The following is a 21662-nucleotide window of genomic DNA, read 5'->3' as shown; positions in this document are numbered from 1 at the left end:
TCAATTATTGATGCTCTCCCACTCAAAACCAACAATATTTTTTTCCTCTTTGCTAAATTCTATGCCTAAAAGGTAGAGTTTTGAGTTCGAAGTTAGAAGTTTAGAGTTAAGGTATTTTCGGTGGTAGTTTTTCTCTTTAATTTGTGCTAATGCACTGTTTTTTTCTTTACCATCACTATCAACTACTTTAAACTCTATAATATAAATCTTATCTTCTATGAAAAGAGTTAAGTCTATTCTTCCTTGGTTTGTTACATCTTCTCCTATTATTTTTATTCCTAGAGATTGAAGGTAAACATATACTAAGCTAGCATAAAAGCCTTCATAGTTTTGAATGTAGTTGTTTGAGTAGTTGTTGTATGGGATTGATGCAAAGATGGAGATTAGAGTATTTTTAAAGTCATCTAGTTTTGCATTTGCCAATGCCTTATATAGATTTGTCTGGTTTTGTAGTTTTTCTCCATTTGTTTGGTTTAAAAGATGTTCTAATATATAGTTATTTAGTGAAGCTTTTACTTCAAGGTTTGGCAGTTTTAACTTATATTTTATGATTGTATTAAAGCCAAACTCTTCTACTATCTTCTCATCAATTGTTAAATACCCAGACTGATAAAGGATGACTTCTAAACTTATATTTTCAATGTCGAAGCTGTCAACTAGCTCTTTGCCAACTACCAAGTTTGAAAGTTTTGGTAAAAAGTAGTTATTCTTTTCTATGAGTTTAATTAGAAATGTTGGAGTTCCACTACTAAACCAGTAGTTATCAAATACTAAATCATTCTTTATAAACTTCAATATATCAAAAGGATTATATACATCATCTTTTAAAAAGTTATAACCATTGTACCACTCTTTAACTTTTTGAAGGTTAGTACCAAGCAGATACTCTTTAAAGGTTGTTTCAAGGTCTTTTTGAGTGTAGCCACAGATATTTCCAAATTTTGGAGTTAGTGAAATATCTTCTAAATTGTTTAAACCGCTAAATATGCTTGCTTTAGAAAATTTACTTACACCTGTTAAGAATGCAAAGCGAATGTATTCATCATTTGATTTTATAATAGTGTAAAGGGCTTTTATAAACTCTCTATTTATCTTTGCTTGCTCTCTATTTTCAATGACATCAAGAATCGGTTTATCGTACTCATCTATTAAGATAACTACTTTTTGATTATATTTTTCATAGGTTTGTTGGATTAACTCATCAAAACACATTACTGAATTGTCTATATCTTTGCAGTTAACTTTCAATCTCTCTTTATTCTGGTTAAATATTCTTGTTGCTACGCTTTTTAAGCTATCTAATGTTTGAAAGTCACCTCTCCAATCAATTTTAATGACAGGGTACTTTATGCTCCAATCCCATTTATCGTAAATATAAAGCCCTTCAAAAAGCTCTCTTTTTCCTTCAAAAATATTTCTTAAAGTATCTAAAAAAAGGCTTTTACCAAATCTTCTGGGACGAGACAAAAAAGCATAGGTATAATTTTCTATTACTTCCAAAGCCTCTTTTGTTTTATCTACATAAATATAGTTTTCTTCTCTTATTTTACTAAATGTCTGTATGCCTATTGGAAGTTTTTTTAGCATTTGCTTTTCCTGCTCTTTATCTTTTAAGAATATTATAACAAAAGATAAAAAACTTAAAACACCAACCTGAAAAAGTAAACCTCTGACCCGCTTTACTCCAATATCTTAGATTCTTTTACAAATTCAAATTTTTCAAAACAATACCTATATATATCTTGATAAATTTTTAATAAATCATCTGTTCTGTCAAAAATTAAATTTATACCATCTACTACTTCATCTTGATTAAAACTATATTCATGAGCTATCTCATTTCTATCTTTTCTTAAACTCATCCACTCATCTTTATACAAAAGTTCAAGCTCCTCAAGACGATTTAATCTATCTATAAAAGTTAGTTTTTTAATATCTTCTCCAAGCAGTTCTAAAATATTAGGAAATATTTTCTCCCCCATTGTATCTTGAAGCTTTGAAAATCTAAAGATCATCTGATCTATAAAGCTCATTTGTACTTCATTAAGAGTATTATATCTATCTATATCTAATGGCATTATATCTTTCAAATAGCTCTTTGCTTTTAATAATCTTTTTTTATGCTGATTACACTCATGTAACTTTTCTATAAAAGTTTGCTTTATATTTCTCATAATTCTACTCCATATCTTAATGCTTCTTGCTCTATTAGTCTATTTTTATCTTTTGCTAAAATTACATCAATTTTTTGTTCACCAATATATTCATCAAGTTTTATAAGAAATTTTATTTTTCGTTCTCTCTCATCATCAAATTTTTTAGATGGAACTAAATATAAATCTATATCCCCACCCCTTTTTGTATCATCTACACGAGACCCAAAAAGATAAATTTTACCACCTTCAAATACTTCTTCAAAAGCTTTTTTTATTGATCTAATCTCATGTTGTGTTAATCTCATTCAAACCACCTTTTAAACCATATTAAAAACTTTACTTTTATTTTCCATATCAAAAGAGTTATAGACATCATCTTTTAAAAAGTTATAGCCATTGTACCACTCTTTTATCTTTTGAGAATATTATAACAAAAGATGAAAAACTTAAAGCTCTAACCTATTTAACATATAAAAGGATTTATGATTTTGAGTTGATTTTCTATGATTTGATTGTGTTGCATGTCTTCACTATAAAGAATATTGCAACCATTTTCTAATGCAGTCGCTAAAATTAAAGAGTCATAATATTGAAGTTTATATTTTTCTTTAATATCTATAGCCTTAATCTGTGTATCTAAAGAAAAACTAACAATCTCAAGATTATTTACCAATCTCCAATATCACATTTTTTATACTTTCAGTATCTATTTTAAACTTTTTATATAAAATATTTGTAATCTCATTGATAACTTGAGTAGATATCAAGGTATATTCAATTGAAAATATAAGCTCATTAGCAATTTTATTTTTATCATATTCTGTTCTTGAATAGGAGTACAATATAATATTTGAATCTAAAAAAGCTTTATCTCTCATGAGCTTCTTCTCTATTAAATTTAAAACCTATGGTATCAATAGAAATAGCACTCATTTTTTCTTTCTTTTCTTCTTTTCTTACCGCTTTCTTTTTTGCTTCTTTTTCAAACATCATTATAAATTTAGCTTTCCGAATATCCCCTAAATCTTTCACATCTTGAGGTATTTCAACCACCCCATTTCTAATATTGGCTTCAAATTCCACCGCATACATTGTTACTCCTTTATCTGTTTTAACTATTGTAATATAGAACTACAATATACCTATCTTAAATCAAACTACAACATTTTTGTTGGACTCTTGTGCTTGCACTCTCTGTGAGAAAGTCCCGACCCCAATCGGGGATGCGACTTCAGTCGCACAATTTATGCTTAATTTTGAATTACCGTGACTCTCTTTTTGAATTACCTCTAAAAATTTCTCTATAGCGTTTATAAACTTCTCTGCACTCTCTTTACCTACACTTTTTACCAAATCTTCAAAAAGCTCTCCAAATTTTTGATTTATAAACTATTTTAACAAAAGGGTGTTAATAAAGCAAATTTCTAAAAAAGTAAAGCTCTGACCCTGCTTTATTTTATTGATATGTATATCAAATTATGATATGCTTTTTTTGATATATATATCAAATTTATAGGGAATATTATGCTTGATGAAATACGAGAATTGCAAAAACTTTTGCTCAAAAAAGTAAAAACTCAATACAAAAGATACTTTTTTTATAAAATTAATTTTGACAGATTGACAGGAATCATCGGTGCAAGGGGAGCAGGTAAAACAACTTTTTTACTACAATACCTAAAAGAGAATCCTCTGCCTATGTCTAAAAAATTATACATAAGTGCTGATGCTATCAAAATAGACTCTTTGTTTGACATAGCCAAAAGCTTCGAGAGTGAAGGAGGAGAACTGCTCATAATAGACGAGATACACAAATTTGTAGGTTTTGAACTTGAATTAAAAAAGATATATGATTTTTTAGAGTTGGAAGTTATCTTTAGCGGTAGCAGTGCTTTGAGGATTGATAATTCAAAGGCAGATTTGAGCCGAAGGGTTGTAATTTATGAGATAGAGGGCTTAAGTTTTAGAGAGTTTTTAGAGTTGAAATCTGGTAATCAAATAAAGACTTACTCCTTGGAGGATATCCTATCTCATCACATAGATATCGCCTACGATCTATCCAAATACTACACACCAAAAGTATTTCAAGAGTATCTACAGTATGGATACTACCCATTTTATTTTGACAAATACTCAAACTATCAAATAAAACTAAATGAGACTATAAATACCGTATTAGAAGTTGATATACCCTCAATTTTTAATATCGAATATCAAAACATCAAAAGCTTAAAAAAACTTTTATTGATTCTTTGCGAGAGTGTTCCATACACCCCAAATATCAATGAACTCTTAGGTAAAATGAATATGGGTAAAGATTACAGAACTCTATACAGATACTTAGATTATCTGCATAAAGCAAAAATAATCACAATTATTCGACCAAAATCAAAAAGCGATAATATCTTTGCAAAACCGGATAAGATATATTTTAACAATACAAACCTGCATTATGCCTATTGTGATACACCTAACATTGGAACCATCAGAGAGGTATTCTTTAGGTCTATGATTTTTCAACACAAGATAGAGATTCCAAAAAAAGGAGATTTTTTGGTTGATGATAAATACATTTTCGAGATAGGTGGCAAAAACAAAAGATTCAACCAAATAAAAGATTTGCAAAACTCCTTCATAGTAGCAGATGATATTGAAATAGGTTTTAAAAACAGAATCCCTCTTTGGTTATTTGGATTTTTGTATTAAATTATTTTGGTTAAAAGTAAAGCTCTGACCTACTTATTTTATAAACCTCTCAAATGCTTTTTCATAAACTCTGCTGTTGGCATAGACCCTATTATTTGACGGCTCAAAGAAGAGTATCTCTATCTCACAAAATTTTTCTATGACAGATATGATTTTATCATCATCTTTTGTTTTAATATAGTAACCTTTATTCAAAATATCTTTAATTATTTCATAAAAATACTTTTTCTCATCTCTGTCTATCTTTTTACTATACTCTAAGAATAGATTTACTTCACTCCAGGCAAACTGCACCATCTCATCTAATAACTCTTTTAAACTCTTCTCTTTTTGCCACTCTTTTTCTCTCATCAATCTTTGAATATGAGCAATACTTCCGCCAAGATAGTCATAGATCAGATCTATATCATCACTACTGAAACCTTCATCACTCAACCACTCTTTTACTACATTGAAACTTAGATGATCTATCTTGTAAAATTTGCTTGTAACTTTAAGTTTTGCATTGTTGTAGATCTTGTTTATGAAGATTGTATTTGAGCTTAGCAGTACAACGTGAGACAGGTGTGTCTCTTTTGTAAGTCTTACACAAAAGTTCAAAAACTCGTGCAGAAGTTCTCTCTCTTTATCTACATAGATATTCTCTAAACTCTGAATCTCATCAAATATAAGTACATTTCTCTTACCACTCTGTTTTAGCTCATCAAAAAGAACATCAAAGAGATCTACATTTTTTGCTTTTATATCTTCATAAAGCTTCGATTCTATCTTAAAAAAGCCCAAGTTAAATGAAGCGGTTAAGCTATATGAAGATGCATCTATAGTTGATGTCATAGAATTTATAAATGAGTCGTAATTTCCAAAAAGTTTTTGTCTAAAGTTTATATATTTAACATTATACTTTTCACTCTTAAATAGTTTAAAATCATCAAAGAGTTCATTCTCTACTATGTACTCTATTATGGTAGTTTTACCGGTTGACTTTGGTCCATAGATCCAGAGTATCTCTTTTGGTACCTTCTCAAACCAATCTTTTATATACCTTCTCTCTTCTTCTCTGTCAATCAATCTTTCTTCTCTAAAAAGTATGTTTTGCATTTTGTCCCTTTGATAGCTTGCTATTTTGTTTTTCAAAAATTATATCAAAATAAAATGCTCTTGTCGGCTAAAGCCAACTTTACATAAGAGATTATAATCGTAAAGTACGATTTAAATTGATACTTTTTAGTAAAAAGTAAACCTCTGACCCGCTCAACGTTTCTAAACTTATATTTTCAATATCAAAACTATCAACCAACTCTTCACCAACTACCAAGTTTGAAAGTTTTGGTAAAAAGTAGTTGTTTTTCTCAATTAATTTGATTAGAAATGTTGGAGTTGCACTTTTAAACCAATAGTTTTTAAATACTTTATCATTTCTAATAAACTGTAAAATATCAAATGGATTATAGAGATTATCTTTTAAAAAGTTGTAGCCATTGTACCACTCTTTTATCTTTTGCATATTTGCATCTTGCAGATACTCTTTAAAAGTTGTTTCAAGATCGTTTTGAGTATAACCACAGATATTGCCAAACTTTGGAGTTAGTGAAATATCCTCTAAATTATTTAAACCACTAAAGATACTTGCTTTAGAGAATTTACTTACACCGGTTAGGAATGCAAAGCGTATGTACTCATCTACCCCTTTTAATGTTGAGTATAGACCTTTTATATACTCTCTATGCTCTTTTGCTTGCTCTTTATCTTCTATGACATCTAAGATTGGCTTATCGTACTCATCTATAAGTACTACCACTTTTTGGTTATATTTTTTACAAGCTTTTTCTATTAATTCTGCAAAGCAAGTAGGATGACTCAATGGAGCTTCACATTTAATGCCTAATTTTTCTTGATTATCTCTAATAAATTTTTCTGTATTTAGTTTTAAATCTTCTATACTTCTATTTCTACCATCCCAACTGATCTTAATAACAGGATACTTTATGCTCCAATCCCATTTATCGTAAATATAGAGCCCTTCAAAAAGCTCTCTTTTTCCTTCAAAAATATTTCTTAGAGTATCTAAAAAAAGGCTCTTACCAAATCTTCTTGGTCGAGACAAAAAAGCATATTTATAATTCTCTATTACTTCCAAAGCATCTTCTGTTTTATCTACATAAATATAGTTCTCTTCTCTTATATGACTGAATGTCTGTATGCCTATTGGAAGTTTTTTTAGCATCTGTTTTTCCTTTACTTCACTATTTTTTCAATAAGCGTTACAAAATTAGGATTAAAAATAGTCAAAGCAAATATTGATATACCTATTAAAACTTTTAGTAATAGATTATTTTGTTTTATCTCTGAACGCACTTCACTTATCTCTGCTCTTACTTCATTTATCTCTGCCCTTACTTCATTTATCTCTGCTCTTACAAACTCTTTGGTTGCAAGCTCACTTCTCAATTCATTATATAGTTCCGCTTTTAATGTCTCTTTCTTCTCACTTATCTCTTTTTGGCTCTCTTTTTGAATTGTTTCTAAAAATATCTCTATAGCATTTACAAACTTCTCTGCACTCTCTTTACCTACACTTTTTACCAAATCTTCAAAAAGCTCTCTTGGTACTGTATAGTGCATTTTTTCTCCAACTTTTTGATTTATAAACTATTTTAACAAAAGGGGGTTAATAAAGCAAGCTCCATCACGGTAATTCAATATTTAAAGCATAAATTGTGCGACTGAAGTCGCATCCCCTATTAGGGGTTGGGACTTTCTCACAGAGAATGCAAGCACAAGAGTCCCAGAAAAAGTAAAGCTCTGACCCGATTATTGGTGGTACCAGTTGTAAATTCTCTCAATGCCCTCTTTTAACTCTACAGAGTGTCTCCAGCCTAGGCTGTTTAGCTTTGATGGATCTGTTAGTTTTTTCATTGTTCCGTCAGGTTTTTGAGTGTTGAAGTAGAACTCTCCTTTAAAACCTACTATCTCTTTTATTAAATATGCCAAATCTTTAATAGATATATCTTTTCCTGTGCCTATGTTTAGGAAGTGAGGATTGGGGGTTGAGGATTGAGGGTTGAGATTATTGTCTAAATCTTTGACATCGATATTTTCCATTAGGTAAACACAGGCATCTGCCATATCTTCACTCCAAAGGAATTCTCGCATCGGTTTTCCAGAACCCCAGATTTCTATGTTAATTTTGAATGTTGAATTTTGAATGTTGAATTTTTTTATTCCATATTTCTCTAAAATCTTAAGTATCTCTTCTTCACTTGCATTGCCATCTATGCCTTCTATTGGTAACTTGTTTAGATCTTCTCTTATTGTTTCCCAGTTATTCTTTTCTAAAGCTTTACCCAAATGAATCTTTCTTATAAGAGCTGGTAGAACATGACTCTTTTCAAGGTCAAAGTTATCATTTGGTCCGTAGAGGTTTGTAGGCATTACTGAAATGTAGTTTGTACCATATTGCAAATTGTAGCTTTCGCACATCTTGATGCCGGCTATCTTAGCTATGGCGTATGGCTCGTTAGTATATTCCAACTCACTTGTTAAAAGGTACTCCTCTTTCATAGGCTGTGGGCAGTTTTTTGGGTAGATGCAGGTAGAGCCTAAAAACATAAGCTTTTTTACACCATTTAAGTAGCTTTGGTGAATGACATTATTTTGAATTTGCAGATTTTCATAAATAAACTCAGCTCTGTAAGTATTATTTGCCACAATACCGCCAACTTTTGCAGCGGCTAGAAAAACATATTCTGGCTTTTCAGATTCAAAAAATTCTGCCACAGCAATTGGGTCTAAAAGGTCTAACTTTTTCCAAACAATAGATTCTGTTTTGAATGTTGAGTTATCTGGAGTACGATTGTGATAATTTGCTACTATGTTTGTATAGCCTTTTTCCAACAAATTTTTAACAATCGCACTTCCTACCAACCCTGTTCCACCAGCTACAAAAATTTTGCTTTGCTTATTCATATTTACACTACCTTCTACTCAAAGTAGTTCATAATGGTATAACCACCATCTTTTAAGTACTCATCCTTCTTCATAAGCTTCAAATCACTTGCCATCATCTCATCTACAAGCTCATTTAGAGTATATTGTGGCTCCCAGCCAAGTTTCTCTTTTGCTTTAGTAGGATCACCTATGAGTAGATCTACTTCAGTCGGACGGAAGTAACGAGGATCTACAGCTACTACAATATTGCCAGGATTTAGGTTTGAGGATTTAGGATTTAGGTTTAATTCATTTAATCTTTTCGTATCTACACTATCTATAATCCCAACTTCATCAATCCCTTCACCCTCAAACCTCAATTCTACACCCAAATACCCAAATGCCATCTTTACAAAGTCTCTAACAGATGTTGTCTTGCCTGTTGCAATTACCCAATCTTCTGGCTCATCAGCTTGCAAAATCATCCACATCATTCTTACATAATCTTTTGCATGACCCCAATCACGTTTTGCATCTAAGTTTCCAAGGTAGAGTTTATCTTGCAATCCAAGTGCTATTTTAGCCGCCGCACGGGTGATCTTACGGGTAACAAATGTTTCACCTCGCACTGGTGATTCGTGGTTAAACAAAATCCCGTTACAAGCAAACATATTGTAAGCTTCACGATAGTTAACTGTGATCCAGTAAGCATACATTTTAGCTACAGCATATGGAGAGCGTGGGTAAAATGGTGTCTTTTCAGTTTGAGGAATCTCTTGTACTTTTCCGTAGAGTTCTGAAGTTGAGGCTTGGTAAACACGTGTCTTGTCAGTCAAACCCAGCAGACGTACAGCTTCAAGAATTCGCAAAGTTCCTGTACCGTCAGCATTTGCCACATACTCTGGTGTTTCAAAGCTTACAGCAACGTGGCTCATAGCTGCTAGGTTATAGATCTCATTAAGTTTGACTTGAAATAGCTTGAAGAGTTAAATTAACTAAACATTCAAATAAGATCATTATAATTACACTACTCTAAACAAAAGGTAATTCTGTATGATAGTTCTAGGTAATAAGTATAAATTTACAGAGTATGAGCTAGAGAATCTTAAAAAAAAATTTCAAGATATTACAAATATTCCATATAAAGAGAAAAATAGCGAAGATGTCATAGAAGCCATTGAAAAAGCTCTGGAAAACAAAAACAGAAAACTCATCATTCTAAACACCTCTGAATCTATTCCAGACAAACTCATAACTTACCTAACAAACTTAGAGTTAAAAGGTGTATCTTTCATCTCCATAGAACACTTTTTAGAAAAACATATGCAAAAATGCTACATTCCAGAAGATCATACAGATATAAGCTTTTTAGAAAACATAAAACCATACACCAAATGGCAATACATTCAAAAAAGAGCAATAGACTTTTTTGGGATCTTTTGGCTCTTTTTCTTCTCTTGGCCTGTTATGATCTACTGTGCCTACCGCATAAAAAAAGAGTCTCCAGATGGTCCAATTCTCTTTAAACAAAAAAGAGTTGGGCTAAATGGCAAAGAGTTTGTTTGCATTAAGTTTCGCAGTATGGTTCCAGATGCAGAAAAAGGCATACCAAAATTTGCAAGCAAGGATGATCCTAGAGTATTTAAGTGGGGAGCAGTTATGCGAAAAACCAGACTAGATGAACTGCCTCAAATGTGGAACATCTTAAAAGGTGAAATACATCTCATAGGTCCAAGACCAGAAAGAAAGTACTGGACAGATCAATTTGAAAAGATCATACCTTACTACAATGAAAGACACTTGGTAAGACCAGGAGTTACAGGGTGGGCACAGGTAATGTACCCCTATGGAGAAAATGGTGAAGATGCTAAGCAAAAGTTAATGTATGATCTTTACTACATCAAATACTGGAACATTTTGCTTGAACTTAAAATAGTTTGGATGACAGCTATGACGGTTATTGGGAAAAAGGGGGTTTAAGCTTTTCTTTTTTTAATAGCATTAAAAATATAATATACAAAATAATAACTACTTTTTAATAAACTTAAATTCAAAATATTTCTATATATATTCCACTGCCATTTTATTACTTTAAGTTTATTTGCAGATATTGAATTAGATATTATTCTATATTGAGCCAAAGGCTCATTTAAACCTTTAGTCTCTTTTATATTATTCATTATTTTCAACCATAAAGTATAATCTTCATGTCCAACATTATCCATATAAAACTTACCTATTTTTTTACTATCATATATTCCTGTAAGATTACCTATATGATTTGTTTTTAACATATCAGTATATGTAATATACTCTTTAATATATCTAGTGTTAATTTTATTTCCTATTTCATCTATAGTATCATAAGCACTATAAGTTAGGCTTAAATCATTAGTTATCATAAAATCAATTTGTTTTTGTAATTTTTGTGGTAACCAAATATCATCACTATCTAAAAATGCAATAAATCTTCCTTTTGCTTTTTTTATCCCTATATTTCTTGCTATTGCTGGACCACTATTTTTTTCTAATTTAATTAATTTAATACGGTTATCTTTTTTTCTATATCCTTCAATAATTTCATTTGAATTATCAGATGAAACATCATCAACTATAATCATTTCCCAATTTTGATAGGTTTGGTTTAAAACAGATTCAATTGTTTTAGCAATAAATTTTGATGAGTTGTAAGATGGTGTAATTACGGAAACTAAATTCATTAGTAATATAGCCTTCCATTATATTGCCTACAATAATCAATAGCTTTTTCTTTAAGTTTATTTATCTTTAAATCATCTTTTATTTGAATATATTCTACTATAGCCTTTAAAGGTATTAACAAATTTTTTGAATCTTTTAGTGTTTTCAAAAACCATAAAGAATTATTTATTATGCGATATTTTAGTGGTAAATATTTGTAATTCATTATTAATCTATTTCTAAAATTATGCTTTATTACTTCTTTTGGAGACAATCTACCTCCAGGAGCCTTTTTATGATAGATAGCTACTTTTGGATAATATTTTATTTTATATCCATTATTTATAGCTCTATAACTTAAGTCAAGTTCTTCATGTGCATAAAAAAAGTCATCCGGATAATATCCAACCTTTTCTAGCATTTCTCTCTTAATAGCATGTCCAGCACCTATAAAATATCCTGTATAAAATTCTTTATCTCCATTTTTTTCAGGAAGTTTGCCAGGGAACTCATAATTGAGTATTTTTTTTGTTTGATAGTTGATAATTTTAAATTGAATAATTCCTAGATCTTTTTCTTGCTTAAAAATATTTATAATTTCTTTTATAGGATTATATGAACAAAAAATTGCATCATCATCTAATACTATAACTACATCTGCTTTGCTTTCTTTTAGACCAATATTTTTACCTCCTGGTGCTCCTAAATTTTTATCCATATTAAAAACTTTAATTTTAGGACTTTTTTTTTCATACTCTATCAAAATATCCATAGTATTATCCTGAGAATTATTATTAATAACAAAGATTTTATTTAATTCATTTTGATATTCTAATACATTATCTAATGTTTGTTTTAAAAAACTAGCTCTATTATATGTAGCTATTACCAAATCTACTTTCATTTTCAATATCCTTTTTTATATACAATAAATTTTATTTTATTTTTATTTACAAATAAAAGATACACTAAACCAGCAGCCATATAAACTACATGGCTAGCATAACTTACAACTGACATAGCTACCATCAAATAAGGTAAAAATACTATTAACCACATTCCATTTGTCTGCTTGGCAAGAACATAGTGAAATACAAAAATTAAAAATAATCCTATAATACCCTGATCTATTACATACACTAAAACATAATTATGTAGAAAGTGTCCAAATAATTCTATGCTACTATTGGCACCATACCCTAATAATATCTTTTCTGTTGGAATTGCTTGAATAAAATTAAATGCTTGTTCGGTAAAAATAAATTTGCTTCTTAAACTACCATCATGCGTTATAGTATCATAAAAATATATTACAAAAATTACTAATAATACTATTGCTATAATAGCATATTTAAATACTTGATTTGGACTTTTTATTTTTTTAAAAAAATATTTCCAGAAAATAGAAGAAATGATACTTGCCCTAGATAAAGAAAGAATATTGAAAATAAATACAGCTTTCCTATAAATACCAGATCTTTTATTTCTTATTAAAATTAATAAAAAATACAATAAAATTAAATCTAATCCCGCAAAATTTGAATCCATAAAAAACAAACTATTTTCTTTAAACTTATGTAAAAAGTCACCTCCACCTGGATGTAAATATCTATAGATAACTTCAACTAAAAAAAATAACAGTAAATATGAAATAGCTTTATTGAATAAACAAATAATTCTATTTCTATCAATGTAAATACCTATATTAACTATAAGAAAAAAATATAAATAACTTATAAGTAAATTCAAAACATGCTTAAAAGAACCATTAACTAATATTTGATCAACAACAAAATAAATAACATATAAAAAAAAATAAAATTGTACTTTATCAAACACTATTAAACTGCGTGTAGAATATATTCTAACTAATAAATAAATTACCCCAACTATAAATGCAATATGCACTAAACCAAAAGGTAAAAATCTAAATCCTATAGGAGAGCTAAATATCAAAAAAAATAATATAAATTCATCAGCTCTTTTAATATTAATTTTTCTATAGGAATTAAGGATTTTAAAATTAAAATACTTTGCTTTTATAGCTATATTCAAATCAAACCCTTTATATTTTCATAAAAGCTTTTACCACTAAACTGCAATGAGTTTTTATAAGCTAGTTCTATCTTTTCTTTATTATTACTATTTAAAGCTTCTAAAATTTTATCTGCCATATTTTTTTCATCACCTATATTACATAAGTAACCTGCTTCTCCATAAGATAAAAGCTCTTCTTGCCCACTTGGACACTTAGTAGAAACACAAGGAATTTTTAAATATGCAGCCTCAACCAAAGCATGACCTTGATCTTCCCATAAAGAGCTAAGTACAAATATCTTCGCATTTTTTAAAATATTAAAAGGATTACCAACAAATCCATATAAAATAACTCTATTAATTAATTCTAATTCATCAATTAACCTTTCTAGTTCTTTTTTTAATTCTCCTTCTCCTAAAATGATCAATTTTAAATCAGGAAATTTTTTACTAACTATTTTAAAGGCTTTTATTAAAGTAGCAAAATTTTTTTGAACAGATAATCTACCAATTCCCAATATATATTCATTTTTTATAAAAAGTTCATCCTTTAGTGGTTCGTTAGCTTTTTTTAAAACTTCTTCTTCATTAATAACAGGGTTGGGAATATATTTTATATTTTTAGTATCTAAAAATTTTTCTAAATTAATTTTAGTATTTTCCGTAAGAGTTATAATATAATCAGCATTTTTATATAACCTCTTCCAAACAAATTTTCTTATTTCATTTTCTATTTTTTTATAAACTGGATAAGTTTTTATTGTTTCCTCTTTAGCCAAAAAACTTGGTAATCCTTGAATACTTACAATCAATTTAAACTTATGATGTGATAAACTTTTAGCTAATAATGGAGTAAAACCTTGTAAATATGAAAATACAACATCTGGTTTTTTTCTATTAAAATAATTTATTAATTTAGGAAGAGAAAATAATATAATAAATAGCATTGAAAACCTATACCCTAAATCATTTAAAGGCAATTTTGGAAAAACTTTTTGTAATTTAAAATCAATAATATTAAAATTTTTACATTCTTCTTTATATTCTTCCCATTCTTTATAAACCTTTATTAAATCTATGTCATAATTTCCGTATTTTCTTAAAGACTTGGCACTATGAATTGTAGCTTTTATTGTTCCTACTTTCTTAAAATATGGTGCCCAAAAAACTATTTTCTTCATTGTTCAATAACCTTAATAAATTTTTCTATTACATTTTCATACTTAAATCTTTCTAAACTAAAATCTCTTTTAATCTCATTTTTAACTAAAAATTTCATTTTATTTGCCATACCATTAACATCTCCAACATTACATAAAAATCTATCATCATTTAATAAAATCTCTTTTGGACCACTTTTACAATTAGTAGATAATACTTTAGAACCTACATATAATGCCTCTATAAGAACATTGGGAAGACCTTCATATAATGAGCTTAATACAAATAAATCAGCTTTTATTAAAAATTTATAAGGATTTTTTACAAAACCTGGCATAAAAACATCATTTTTTATGCCTAAATTTATTGCCACTTCTTGAAGTTTATTTCTCAACTCACCATCACCTAAAATAATTAGTCTATAATTCTTGTTTTCATTAAAAAGTTTAAATGCTTTTATAAGTGTTTGAAAATCCTTTTGAATCGCTAACCTACCAATTCCTAAAACAAAGGGTCTATTATCTTTTAAAAACCATTCTTCACAAATATTTTCATCTTTTAAAAAATCTAATCTCTTATTGATTGTAGGATTATATACATATTCTACTTTTTTATCTATAAACCTTTGTAAATCATTAGCAGTTTCTTTAGAATTCGCTAAAATGACATCCGAATTTTTATACAGTTTTTTTACAAATAATGGAATTAATTTATTTTTTATTCCTTCTTTATATTTAAATTCGTCTAAATGATTTCTTTCAAAATTTATAAATTTTATATTATTTCTATTTTTTACTATTTTAGAGACTATCATACTTATTACATTTACATAATATTGACAACTTATAAAATAAACTTTTTCTTGTTTTTTATCTAAAAAATTTTTAATATCAAAAATGGCTCTTGAAACAGATTTATTTCCTAAAGATACAAAATTGATTCCAATACCTTCAATCTCTTTTAAAAAATGATTTGTAAAATTTGTTGTTAAAAATGTTACTTTATAATTATTTTCAATTAAACCTTTTGCTAAAGTTAAATTTGTTCTTTCAACACCCCCATCACTAAAATAAGGATGAAAAAATATTACTTCTTTCTTATACATTTTTTATAATTTCAAGTAATTTATTTTTTATATTATCATAAGAAAATCTATCTAAATTGTCATATGCAATTTTCCATTTTGATATAGCATAATCTCTATCCTCTAAATTTTTAATTATACATTTTGCTAAAGCTTTATAATTTCCTACTTCTACCAAATCTCCACCTCTTCCATCAAGTAATATTTCACTAGGTCCACTTAAACAATTTGTTGAAACTGCAGGTGTTCCAACTCCAATAGCTTCAATTAATGCATTTGGCAAGCCTTCATATAATGAACTTAACACAAATAAATCACTTTTTGAAACATATTTATGTGGATTGTCTTGAAATCCAAGTAAATATACATCATATAAATTTAGTTCTTTTATTAACTTTTCTATTTTTAATCTTTCGCTTCCTTCACCGATTATTATTAAGTTTGCATCATTGATTTTTTCTTTTACGATTTTGAATGCTTTTAGTAAAGTTATGAAATCTTTTTGAATTACTAATCTTCCAACTGCTATAATTTTTGATCCGATTATATTATTAAATTTTTCATCCACTATATCCTCTTTACTTTTACTTATAAGATCTAGAGAATAAGATGGATTATATATTGTTTTTACATTATTATTTTTTGTAATTTGTTTTAAGGCTTGTGCTGTAACTTCAGAATTTGTAATGATCAAATTTGCATATTTATAAATTACCTTTTTTAAAAAATTAGATAGTTTTACAGTAAAAGATTTTTCAATTTTTGCACTATTTGGATGATTAGCAACTCTTATAATTATTTTTCTCCTTGTTAATTTTGCCAGAATAATAGCTACAACACTATTTTGAAATGAAAAAATTAATACCTCATTATTTTTTAAATATCTATAATAGTCCCAAATTAAACTTAAAGAGTCTAAAACTCTTGGATGAATAAACGGTATATTTATCTTTTTACCAATTTTAATTTTTTTTACTTTTTCATCTACTTTACTTAATTTCTTTTCAACTGCTCTTACATATACTAGTTCAGTTTCAATAGAATTTTCTACAAAAATTTTTGAATATAATATAACATTATTTTCTACACCTCCTGTTTCAAAAGAAGGAATAAATATAGAAATTTTCAAACCCTTTCTCCTATTTTTCTTGCAGGATTGCCTACATATATACCATATGGCTCAGTATTCTTAGTTACCACACTTCCCCCCCCTATAACACATCCCTTAGCAATTTTTACTCCATCTAAAATTATACAGTTTACTCCTATCCATACATCATCTTCAATTACTATGCCCTTTGAAATTACTCCTCTTTGATTTATTAAAATATTTTTTTCTTTAAACTGATGATTAGAAGCAAAAATTGAAGTCTTTTCTGCAATTAATACATTATCTCCTATTATTAATCTTGAATATTTACCTGCACTCAATGTACACAATCTATGAATTTTTACATTATTTCCTATAATTAATTTCGATTTTCCTGCATCTATTAAACAGTTTTCATAAATTTTACTATTACTACCTATTTTAATTTTGCCTTCTTTTAAAACTCTAACTTTTGTCAATAAGCTTATATTAGCTGATTTTGAAATATAGATATTATTTTTCTTAAAAAACCTTAAATTATTAATTAATTTATATATCATCAGTCCCATTCCCAGACATATTTTTTATTAAAATATCCTACTTGAGGTAACATTATATTAATAGGCTTATCTCTTAACCACTTTAAATCATATCTTAGAGATAAATCTTTAGAAAATGCTGTTCTATTTCCATCAACAATATGAGCTTTTGAGTTCTGCAAAACAGTATTATTTAAACCAATAAAATTAAATATTTTATCAAAAACTTTATCATTAAAGTTTAATTCTTCGTAACTTATTTTTAGATAATTATAGTTATTTTTTTCTAAAAATTTTAATATCTTTCTATTTCTATACATCCACTCATAAGAGAGCCATCCAGGTACTTTTCTAAGAAAATTATATCTTATGTATGCTTTCCATTGCCATTTAAATTCATTAAAATCAAAAATAAGCTTTAAAGGCATCTCTTTCTTTCTTTTTTCAGATAGCTTAATGGAATATGTCCAACCTCTAACATCTCTAATTGTAAAAATTGTTTTTACTTGGTAATCATCTAACAACTTAAACTTTTCAATAGCCCTTAAGAATTTTGATGAGTCTATAGGAATAAAATCATCTCCATAAAAACTATAAAATATTTCTAAAAAAATGTAATATCTCTCAATCCATTTTATTGACTTTTCTCTTTCTATTTGTTCAAAAACTTTACTCCAAAACTCACAATCTTTTACTTTATGACCACAATTACAATCCATATTTTTAACCCTGTCTATACTTCTACCAGGAGACAAGGTTCTCCAAACTTCTCCAAAACTAATCATTTTAGGATGTTTAGATAGGCTTAGATCAAGTATTGTAGAGCCACTTCTTTCAAGTGATGTAATTGATACAATAGTTTTCATAATTTCCCTTTTATAGAATCTACTATGGTTTTAGCTCTATTTTGCCAAGTATATTTTAAAACATCAATTTTAGCTTGTTCTGCTTTTTTTATGCCTTCTTCTCTATTCTCAAGAATATATTTAATCATATTTACCCACTCGTCTTTATCGTCTGGAGCAACTAAATATGCATTTTTTTCATTTAAAACTTCTCGTAATACTGGTAAATCTGAAGAAACAACAATTCTTCCACTTGCCATATATTCAAACATTTTCATAGGAGACATCCAAGATGATGTGTTTTGAATTCCTCTTGTTTGAACTTTTTTTTGATATGGCATTAATAAAATATCTTGATTACACAGTACTTTGGGAATATCTTTATTTGGTATATGACCGAAAAATACTACATTTTTCAGGCAATTTTTTTTGCAATAATCTCTCCAATAATTTATCTGCTCTTTTTCGCCCCCGTATATATTAAAATTAATTTCAGTTAGATTGCTTGCAATATGTAAAATGATATCTATACCTCTACCTTTATATAAACTTCCTGTGTACCCTATGTTAATATCACTTTTAAGCAATTGCTTTTTACTTATATTTGTAAAATTTTCAACTGTTACACCATCAGGTAAAACATTTATTTTATTTTCATCTATATCAAAATCTTTTAAATATATATCTTTCAGTGGTGTAGATATTACAATTATATTTAACATATATCTTGATTTAAATAATTTAAATAATTTAAATAATTTAAATAATTTATATGAAACAAACTTTAATTGACCATGTAATTCTAAAATATGTTTTTTTCTAAAAAGTATACAAAAAAATGAAGCTATTGGTTCTCTTGTAAAAATAATATCTGCATCTTTGTACTCTTTCCAAACCACATATAAATAATATAAATAAACTTTTATACCTCTCATTGAGTTAAAAAACATTTTATAAAATTTAATAGGAAATTTATATGTGATACCATAGAACTCATATTCATTTAAATTTTTTAATAACTCTTTTTCTCCTTTATCTGGAGTAACCAGTTTTATATTGATTCCATTCTTTTTAAATGCTTCACACATTTTCATTACATGAACACTATTTGCACTTGTTGATGGAACTGATGAGTTTGCTATGTATGTTATTTTCATTATTTAAAACATCCTTTATAATAATTAATCATCTTTAATTAGACTTAAAAAATATGCTTTTTTAATAAAACTTAAATCATTATCTTTCAACATAATCCTTTCAATAAAAAAAGTATCTTTTGTTGGATTATTCAATCTACTTCTTGATAAAAGCATAGACTTATAGCCTAAATCTTTGACTATATCAACAGTATCTTGATTATACGTATCAATACCACCAAATGGAATAGAAAATACATTTGATAAATTAATATCTTGTTTTTGTAAAAATAATTTTGTTTTACTTATTTCAATATACTGCTCATCTTTTGTAAGAGATGACAATACATAATGAGAATATGTATGATTGCCATACATAATTAATGGATGCTTTATTAAATATTTTTTACTATTAAAACATAAACTTTGTTCAATTTTTATATTATTTTGTTCAAAAAACAGATCTAGTTTTTTATCTACTATAGCACTATTGATATTTGGAGATTTTGTATCTCTATAAAAATTTTTTACATTACCTAATTTAGAATTACTAATAAACTCCTTTTCCAAATGATTATCTATAATATATCTTATTTTATCTCTCCAGAAAATTTTCCCTTCAAATGTAGAAGAGTTTATAAATATAGTAATAGGAATATTTTGGTATTCAAAAACTTGTAATGCTTCATCGATTACATTTTTGTATCCATCATCAATAGTAATTACACCTAGCTTGCTTTTATCTTTAGCAGTTATGTACTCATCTATAAATACAAACTTAAAATATTTTTTCATAGTTTTCAAAGTTGAATCCAAGACTTCAAGATCTACATGATCAATATTTTTTTCAAAATTACTATTTTTACCTAATGAATGATAAAGCAAAATAGGATTAAATTTTATAAAATACATAGGAAACAAATTAAAAATAAAACTACTCATTAATATCTCCAAATTGATAAATCACGATTTAGTAAACTTTCCAGTTTTGCTATATCAGTTTTAAATCTATCCTCATATAAAGTTGTTTTTTCTAAAGTACTTAATGATATTTTTATTTCATTTTTACTTATTATGTATCCGCCTAATAAAGATTTTTTATAAAGTACTTTTTCAATTTTAGAAATGATTGAGCCTATATGAGCAATATGCCTATTTTTTTGAATCTTTTTTACATTTACTTTTTCACTAATATTTTCAAAGTGAATTTTCTTAACTTTTAAAAATTCATAAATCTCATCTATAGTTTGTTCAGGGTTGTCTCTTAAGTCTTCATAAACTATGACTTTTACATTTTTAAAATTTTCTAAATAAGCCTTTACTTGTTCATAATATGAACTTATTCTACTATACTGATAAACCCATCTCCATCCTTTTTTTCTTCTTTCTTCTTGTGCGTTCAATGCATTAAAAAAACTTAATGGTTCTTCAAACTTACTAAGCATATGTTTATAATGAGAAAAAGTTCTATCTATAGGGTTTCTTAAAATAATTAAAATCTTAGGATCACCAATAAACTTTTTAATACTTTCAATTGAATTTTCATAAGCATATAAATAATCTGTAGCAAATTCTCCTATTATTTGTCTGTCATTAGCTTTTTCAAAATTTTTTTTATAATCATCAAATGTTTTAGTAACTTTTTTTTCATATGGTTTATCAAATGGACCATTATAGTCTTTAAAACTAGAATGAAAATATAATTCATTTGTTCTTGGTAAAAATATGTCAGGATGTTGCCTTAAATATTTTAATAAAAAGCTTGTTCCACATTTTGCACTTCCAACTAAAATAAAACTTGGTAACTTATTCAATTTCTAAATCCTTTATTTTTTTTGCAGGGTTTCCAGCATAAAAACTATTTGCTTCTACATTTTTTGAGACAACTGAACCTGCTCCAATAATACTATTTTTTCCTATCTTTACTCCAGACAATATGATTGCACCACTACCAATCCATACATTTTCTTCAATGACTACTGGTTTACTTATATGTTTTCTAGAAGATTCTACAGTAAGTTTAGCTGTATAAATCTTTACAAAAGAAGAAATTCTACTATTCTTTTTAATTATAATCTTTTCTCTTGCTTGTAAATAAACACCCTCATTCAATGTTACATTATCTTCAATAGTAATATTATGATACCAACCACCAACCTTTACTTTTCCATAAATTTTTACTTTTCCAACTTTAGACCCTATCATATAAAATTTTAATTTTCTAAAAGGAAGTAGCCATTTATAGTTATATTGTTTCCATATATATTCTAATAAATTCATA

General features: G+C 27.5%; 26 protein-coding genes. 2 read left to right on the top strand and 24 right to left on the bottom strand.

Translation table 11 applies throughout. From position 1 onward, the window contains the following. The 7 genes from BM227_RS00225 to BM227_RS00195 form a co-directional block, all read right to left on the bottom strand. Positions 1 to 1587 carry an ATP-binding protein gene (locus BM227_RS00225; protein ID WP_092909744.1) on the bottom strand — a complete coding sequence of 529 codons (1587 nt, stop codon included), beginning with the start codon at positions 1585 to 1587 and terminating at the stop codon, positions 1 to 3. Between the two features lie 92 nt (positions 1588 to 1679). Beyond that, entirely contained in the window at positions 1680 to 2174 is a 495-nt protein-coding gene (locus tag BM227_RS00220; RefSeq protein ID WP_092909742.1) for a hypothetical protein, read from the bottom strand. Next, the gene (locus tag BM227_RS00215; RefSeq protein ID WP_092909740.1) at positions 2171 to 2461 is read right to left on the bottom strand and encodes a nucleotidyltransferase domain-containing protein; all 291 of its coding nucleotides are present in this window, start codon (positions 2459 to 2461) and stop codon (positions 2171 to 2173) included. The genes BM227_RS00220 and BM227_RS00215 overlap by 4 nt, the downstream gene beginning before the upstream one ends. A gap of 158 nt (positions 2462 to 2619) precedes the next feature. Further along, a complete protein-coding gene (locus tag BM227_RS13295) occupies positions 2620 to 2829 on the bottom strand; it encodes a PIN domain-containing protein (protein WP_092909737.1) in 210 nt (69 codons plus the stop codon). Next, the gene (locus BM227_RS12660; protein WP_092909734.1) at positions 2819 to 3034 is read right to left on the bottom strand and encodes a PIN domain-containing protein; all 216 of its coding nucleotides are present in this window, start codon (positions 3032 to 3034) and stop codon (positions 2819 to 2821) included. Before BM227_RS12660 ends, BM227_RS13295 begins: the two co-directional genes overlap by 11 nt. Further along, the gene (locus BM227_RS00200) at positions 3024 to 3248 is read right to left on the bottom strand and encodes a hypothetical protein (RefSeq protein ID WP_092909731.1); all 225 of its coding nucleotides are present in this window, start codon (positions 3246 to 3248) and stop codon (positions 3024 to 3026) included. The genes BM227_RS12660 and BM227_RS00200 overlap by 11 nt, the downstream gene beginning before the upstream one ends. Before the next feature lie 60 nt (positions 3249 to 3308). Beyond that, entirely contained in the window at positions 3309 to 3509 is a 201-nt protein-coding gene (locus tag BM227_RS00195; RefSeq protein ID WP_092909728.1) for a hypothetical protein, read from the bottom strand. A 171-nt stretch (positions 3510 to 3680) separates the two neighbouring features. Here BM227_RS00195 and BM227_RS00190 point away from each other — a divergent pair, with 171 nt between their 5' ends. Further along, entirely contained in the window at positions 3681 to 4862 is a 1182-nt protein-coding gene (locus BM227_RS00190; RefSeq protein WP_092909726.1) for an AAA family ATPase, read from the top strand. 33 nt (positions 4863 to 4895) lie between these two features. Here the strand turns inward: BM227_RS00190 and BM227_RS00185 are convergent, their stop codons facing one another. From BM227_RS00185 to gmd, 5 genes are all read right to left on the bottom strand, one after another. After that, positions 4896 to 5960 carry an ATP-binding protein gene (locus BM227_RS00185; RefSeq protein ID WP_092909723.1) on the bottom strand — a complete coding sequence of 355 codons (1065 nt, stop codon included), beginning with the start codon at positions 5958 to 5960 and terminating at the stop codon, positions 4896 to 4898. A 91-nt stretch (positions 5961 to 6051) separates the two neighbouring features. Further along, a complete protein-coding gene (locus BM227_RS00180; RefSeq protein WP_092909720.1) occupies positions 6052 to 7086 on the bottom strand; it encodes an ATP-binding protein in 1035 nt (344 codons plus the stop codon). 11 nt (positions 7087 to 7097) lie between these two features. Next, the gene (locus BM227_RS00175) at positions 7098 to 7484 is read right to left on the bottom strand and encodes a hypothetical protein (RefSeq protein WP_092909718.1); all 387 of its coding nucleotides are present in this window, start codon (positions 7482 to 7484) and stop codon (positions 7098 to 7100) included. Positions 7485 to 7673: 189 nt separating this feature from the next. Next, a complete protein-coding gene (locus BM227_RS00170) occupies positions 7674 to 8828 on the bottom strand; it encodes a GDP-L-fucose synthase family protein (protein ID WP_092909715.1) in 1155 nt (384 codons plus the stop codon). Between the two features lie 14 nt (positions 8829 to 8842). Next, complete coding sequence (gene gmd / locus BM227_RS00165; protein WP_425431702.1) at positions 8843 to 9724, bottom strand: GDP-mannose 4,6-dehydratase; 882 nt, start codon at positions 9722 to 9724, stop codon at positions 8843 to 8845. 118 nt (positions 9725 to 9842) lie between these two features. Here gmd and BM227_RS00160 point away from each other — a divergent pair, with 118 nt between their 5' ends. Further along, positions 9843 to 10769, top strand: coding sequence for a sugar transferase (locus BM227_RS00160; protein WP_092909713.1), 927 nt, complete (start codon positions 9843 to 9845; stop codon positions 10767 to 10769). Here BM227_RS00160 and BM227_RS00155 read toward each other — a convergent pair. From BM227_RS00155 to BM227_RS00100, 12 genes are read right to left on the bottom strand one after another with little or no spacing between them, the layout of a single operon-like run. Next, a complete protein-coding gene (locus BM227_RS00155) occupies positions 10766 to 11509 on the bottom strand; it encodes a glycosyltransferase family 2 protein (RefSeq protein ID WP_092909711.1) in 744 nt (247 codons plus the stop codon). The two genes, BM227_RS00160 and BM227_RS00155, sit on opposite strands and share 4 nt — an antisense overlap. Beyond that, positions 11509 to 12393: a glycosyltransferase family 2 protein gene (locus BM227_RS00150; protein ID WP_092909708.1), complete on the bottom strand. Its 885-nt coding sequence runs from the start codon at positions 12391 to 12393 to the stop codon at positions 11509 to 11511. The genes BM227_RS00155 and BM227_RS00150 overlap by 1 nt, the downstream gene beginning before the upstream one ends. A gap of 2 nt (positions 12394 to 12395) precedes the next feature. Further along, positions 12396 to 13544, bottom strand: a complete 1149-nt coding sequence (locus tag BM227_RS00145) for a hypothetical protein (RefSeq protein WP_092909706.1) — start codon at positions 13542 to 13544, stop codon at positions 12396 to 12398. Continuing rightward, positions 13541 to 14707, bottom strand: a complete 1167-nt coding sequence (locus BM227_RS00140) for a glycosyltransferase (protein WP_092909703.1) — start codon at positions 14705 to 14707, stop codon at positions 13541 to 13543. The genes BM227_RS00145 and BM227_RS00140 overlap by 4 nt, the downstream gene beginning before the upstream one ends. Beyond that, the gene (locus BM227_RS00135; protein WP_092909700.1) at positions 14704 to 15792 is read right to left on the bottom strand and encodes a glycosyltransferase; all 1089 of its coding nucleotides are present in this window, start codon (positions 15790 to 15792) and stop codon (positions 14704 to 14706) included. The genes BM227_RS00140 and BM227_RS00135 overlap by 4 nt, the downstream gene beginning before the upstream one ends. Then, the gene (locus BM227_RS00130; RefSeq protein ID WP_177201932.1) at positions 15785 to 16900 is read right to left on the bottom strand and encodes a glycosyltransferase; all 1116 of its coding nucleotides are present in this window, start codon (positions 16898 to 16900) and stop codon (positions 15785 to 15787) included. Before BM227_RS00130 ends, BM227_RS00135 begins: the two co-directional genes overlap by 8 nt. After that, the gene (locus BM227_RS00125) at positions 16897 to 17430 is read right to left on the bottom strand and encodes an acyltransferase (protein ID WP_092909696.1); all 534 of its coding nucleotides are present in this window, start codon (positions 17428 to 17430) and stop codon (positions 16897 to 16899) included. Before BM227_RS00125 ends, BM227_RS00130 begins: the two co-directional genes overlap by 4 nt. After that, the gene (locus BM227_RS00120; protein WP_092909693.1) at positions 17421 to 18266 is read right to left on the bottom strand and encodes a hypothetical protein; all 846 of its coding nucleotides are present in this window, start codon (positions 18264 to 18266) and stop codon (positions 17421 to 17423) included. The genes BM227_RS00125 and BM227_RS00120 overlap by 10 nt, the downstream gene beginning before the upstream one ends. Continuing rightward, positions 18263 to 19402, bottom strand: coding sequence for a glycosyltransferase (locus BM227_RS00115; RefSeq protein ID WP_092909691.1), 1140 nt, complete (start codon positions 19400 to 19402; stop codon positions 18263 to 18265). Before BM227_RS00115 ends, BM227_RS00120 begins: the two co-directional genes overlap by 4 nt. Positions 19403 to 19426: 24 nt before the next feature. After that, positions 19427 to 20323: a polysaccharide deacetylase family protein gene (locus BM227_RS00110; protein ID WP_092909689.1), complete on the bottom strand. Its 897-nt coding sequence runs from the start codon at positions 20321 to 20323 to the stop codon at positions 19427 to 19429. Continuing rightward, on the bottom strand, positions 20323 to 21195 hold the full coding sequence (locus BM227_RS00105; protein WP_092909685.1) for a sulfotransferase family protein: 873 nt from the start codon (positions 21193 to 21195) through the stop codon (positions 20323 to 20325). Before BM227_RS00105 ends, BM227_RS00110 begins: the two co-directional genes overlap by 1 nt. After that, positions 21188 to 21661, bottom strand: a complete 474-nt coding sequence (locus tag BM227_RS00100) for an acyltransferase (RefSeq protein WP_092909682.1) — start codon at positions 21659 to 21661, stop codon at positions 21188 to 21190. The genes BM227_RS00105 and BM227_RS00100 overlap by 8 nt, the downstream gene beginning before the upstream one ends. Position 21662 lies beyond the last annotated feature (1 nt).

Source organism: Hydrogenimonas thermophila (assembly GCF_900115615.1).
Classification (GTDB): domain Bacteria; phylum Campylobacterota; class Campylobacteria; order Campylobacterales; family Hydrogenimonadaceae; genus Hydrogenimonas; species Hydrogenimonas thermophila.
The sequence above is the reverse complement of the archived record's forward strand: the minus strand, read 5'-3'. Positions and strand labels throughout refer to the sequence as shown.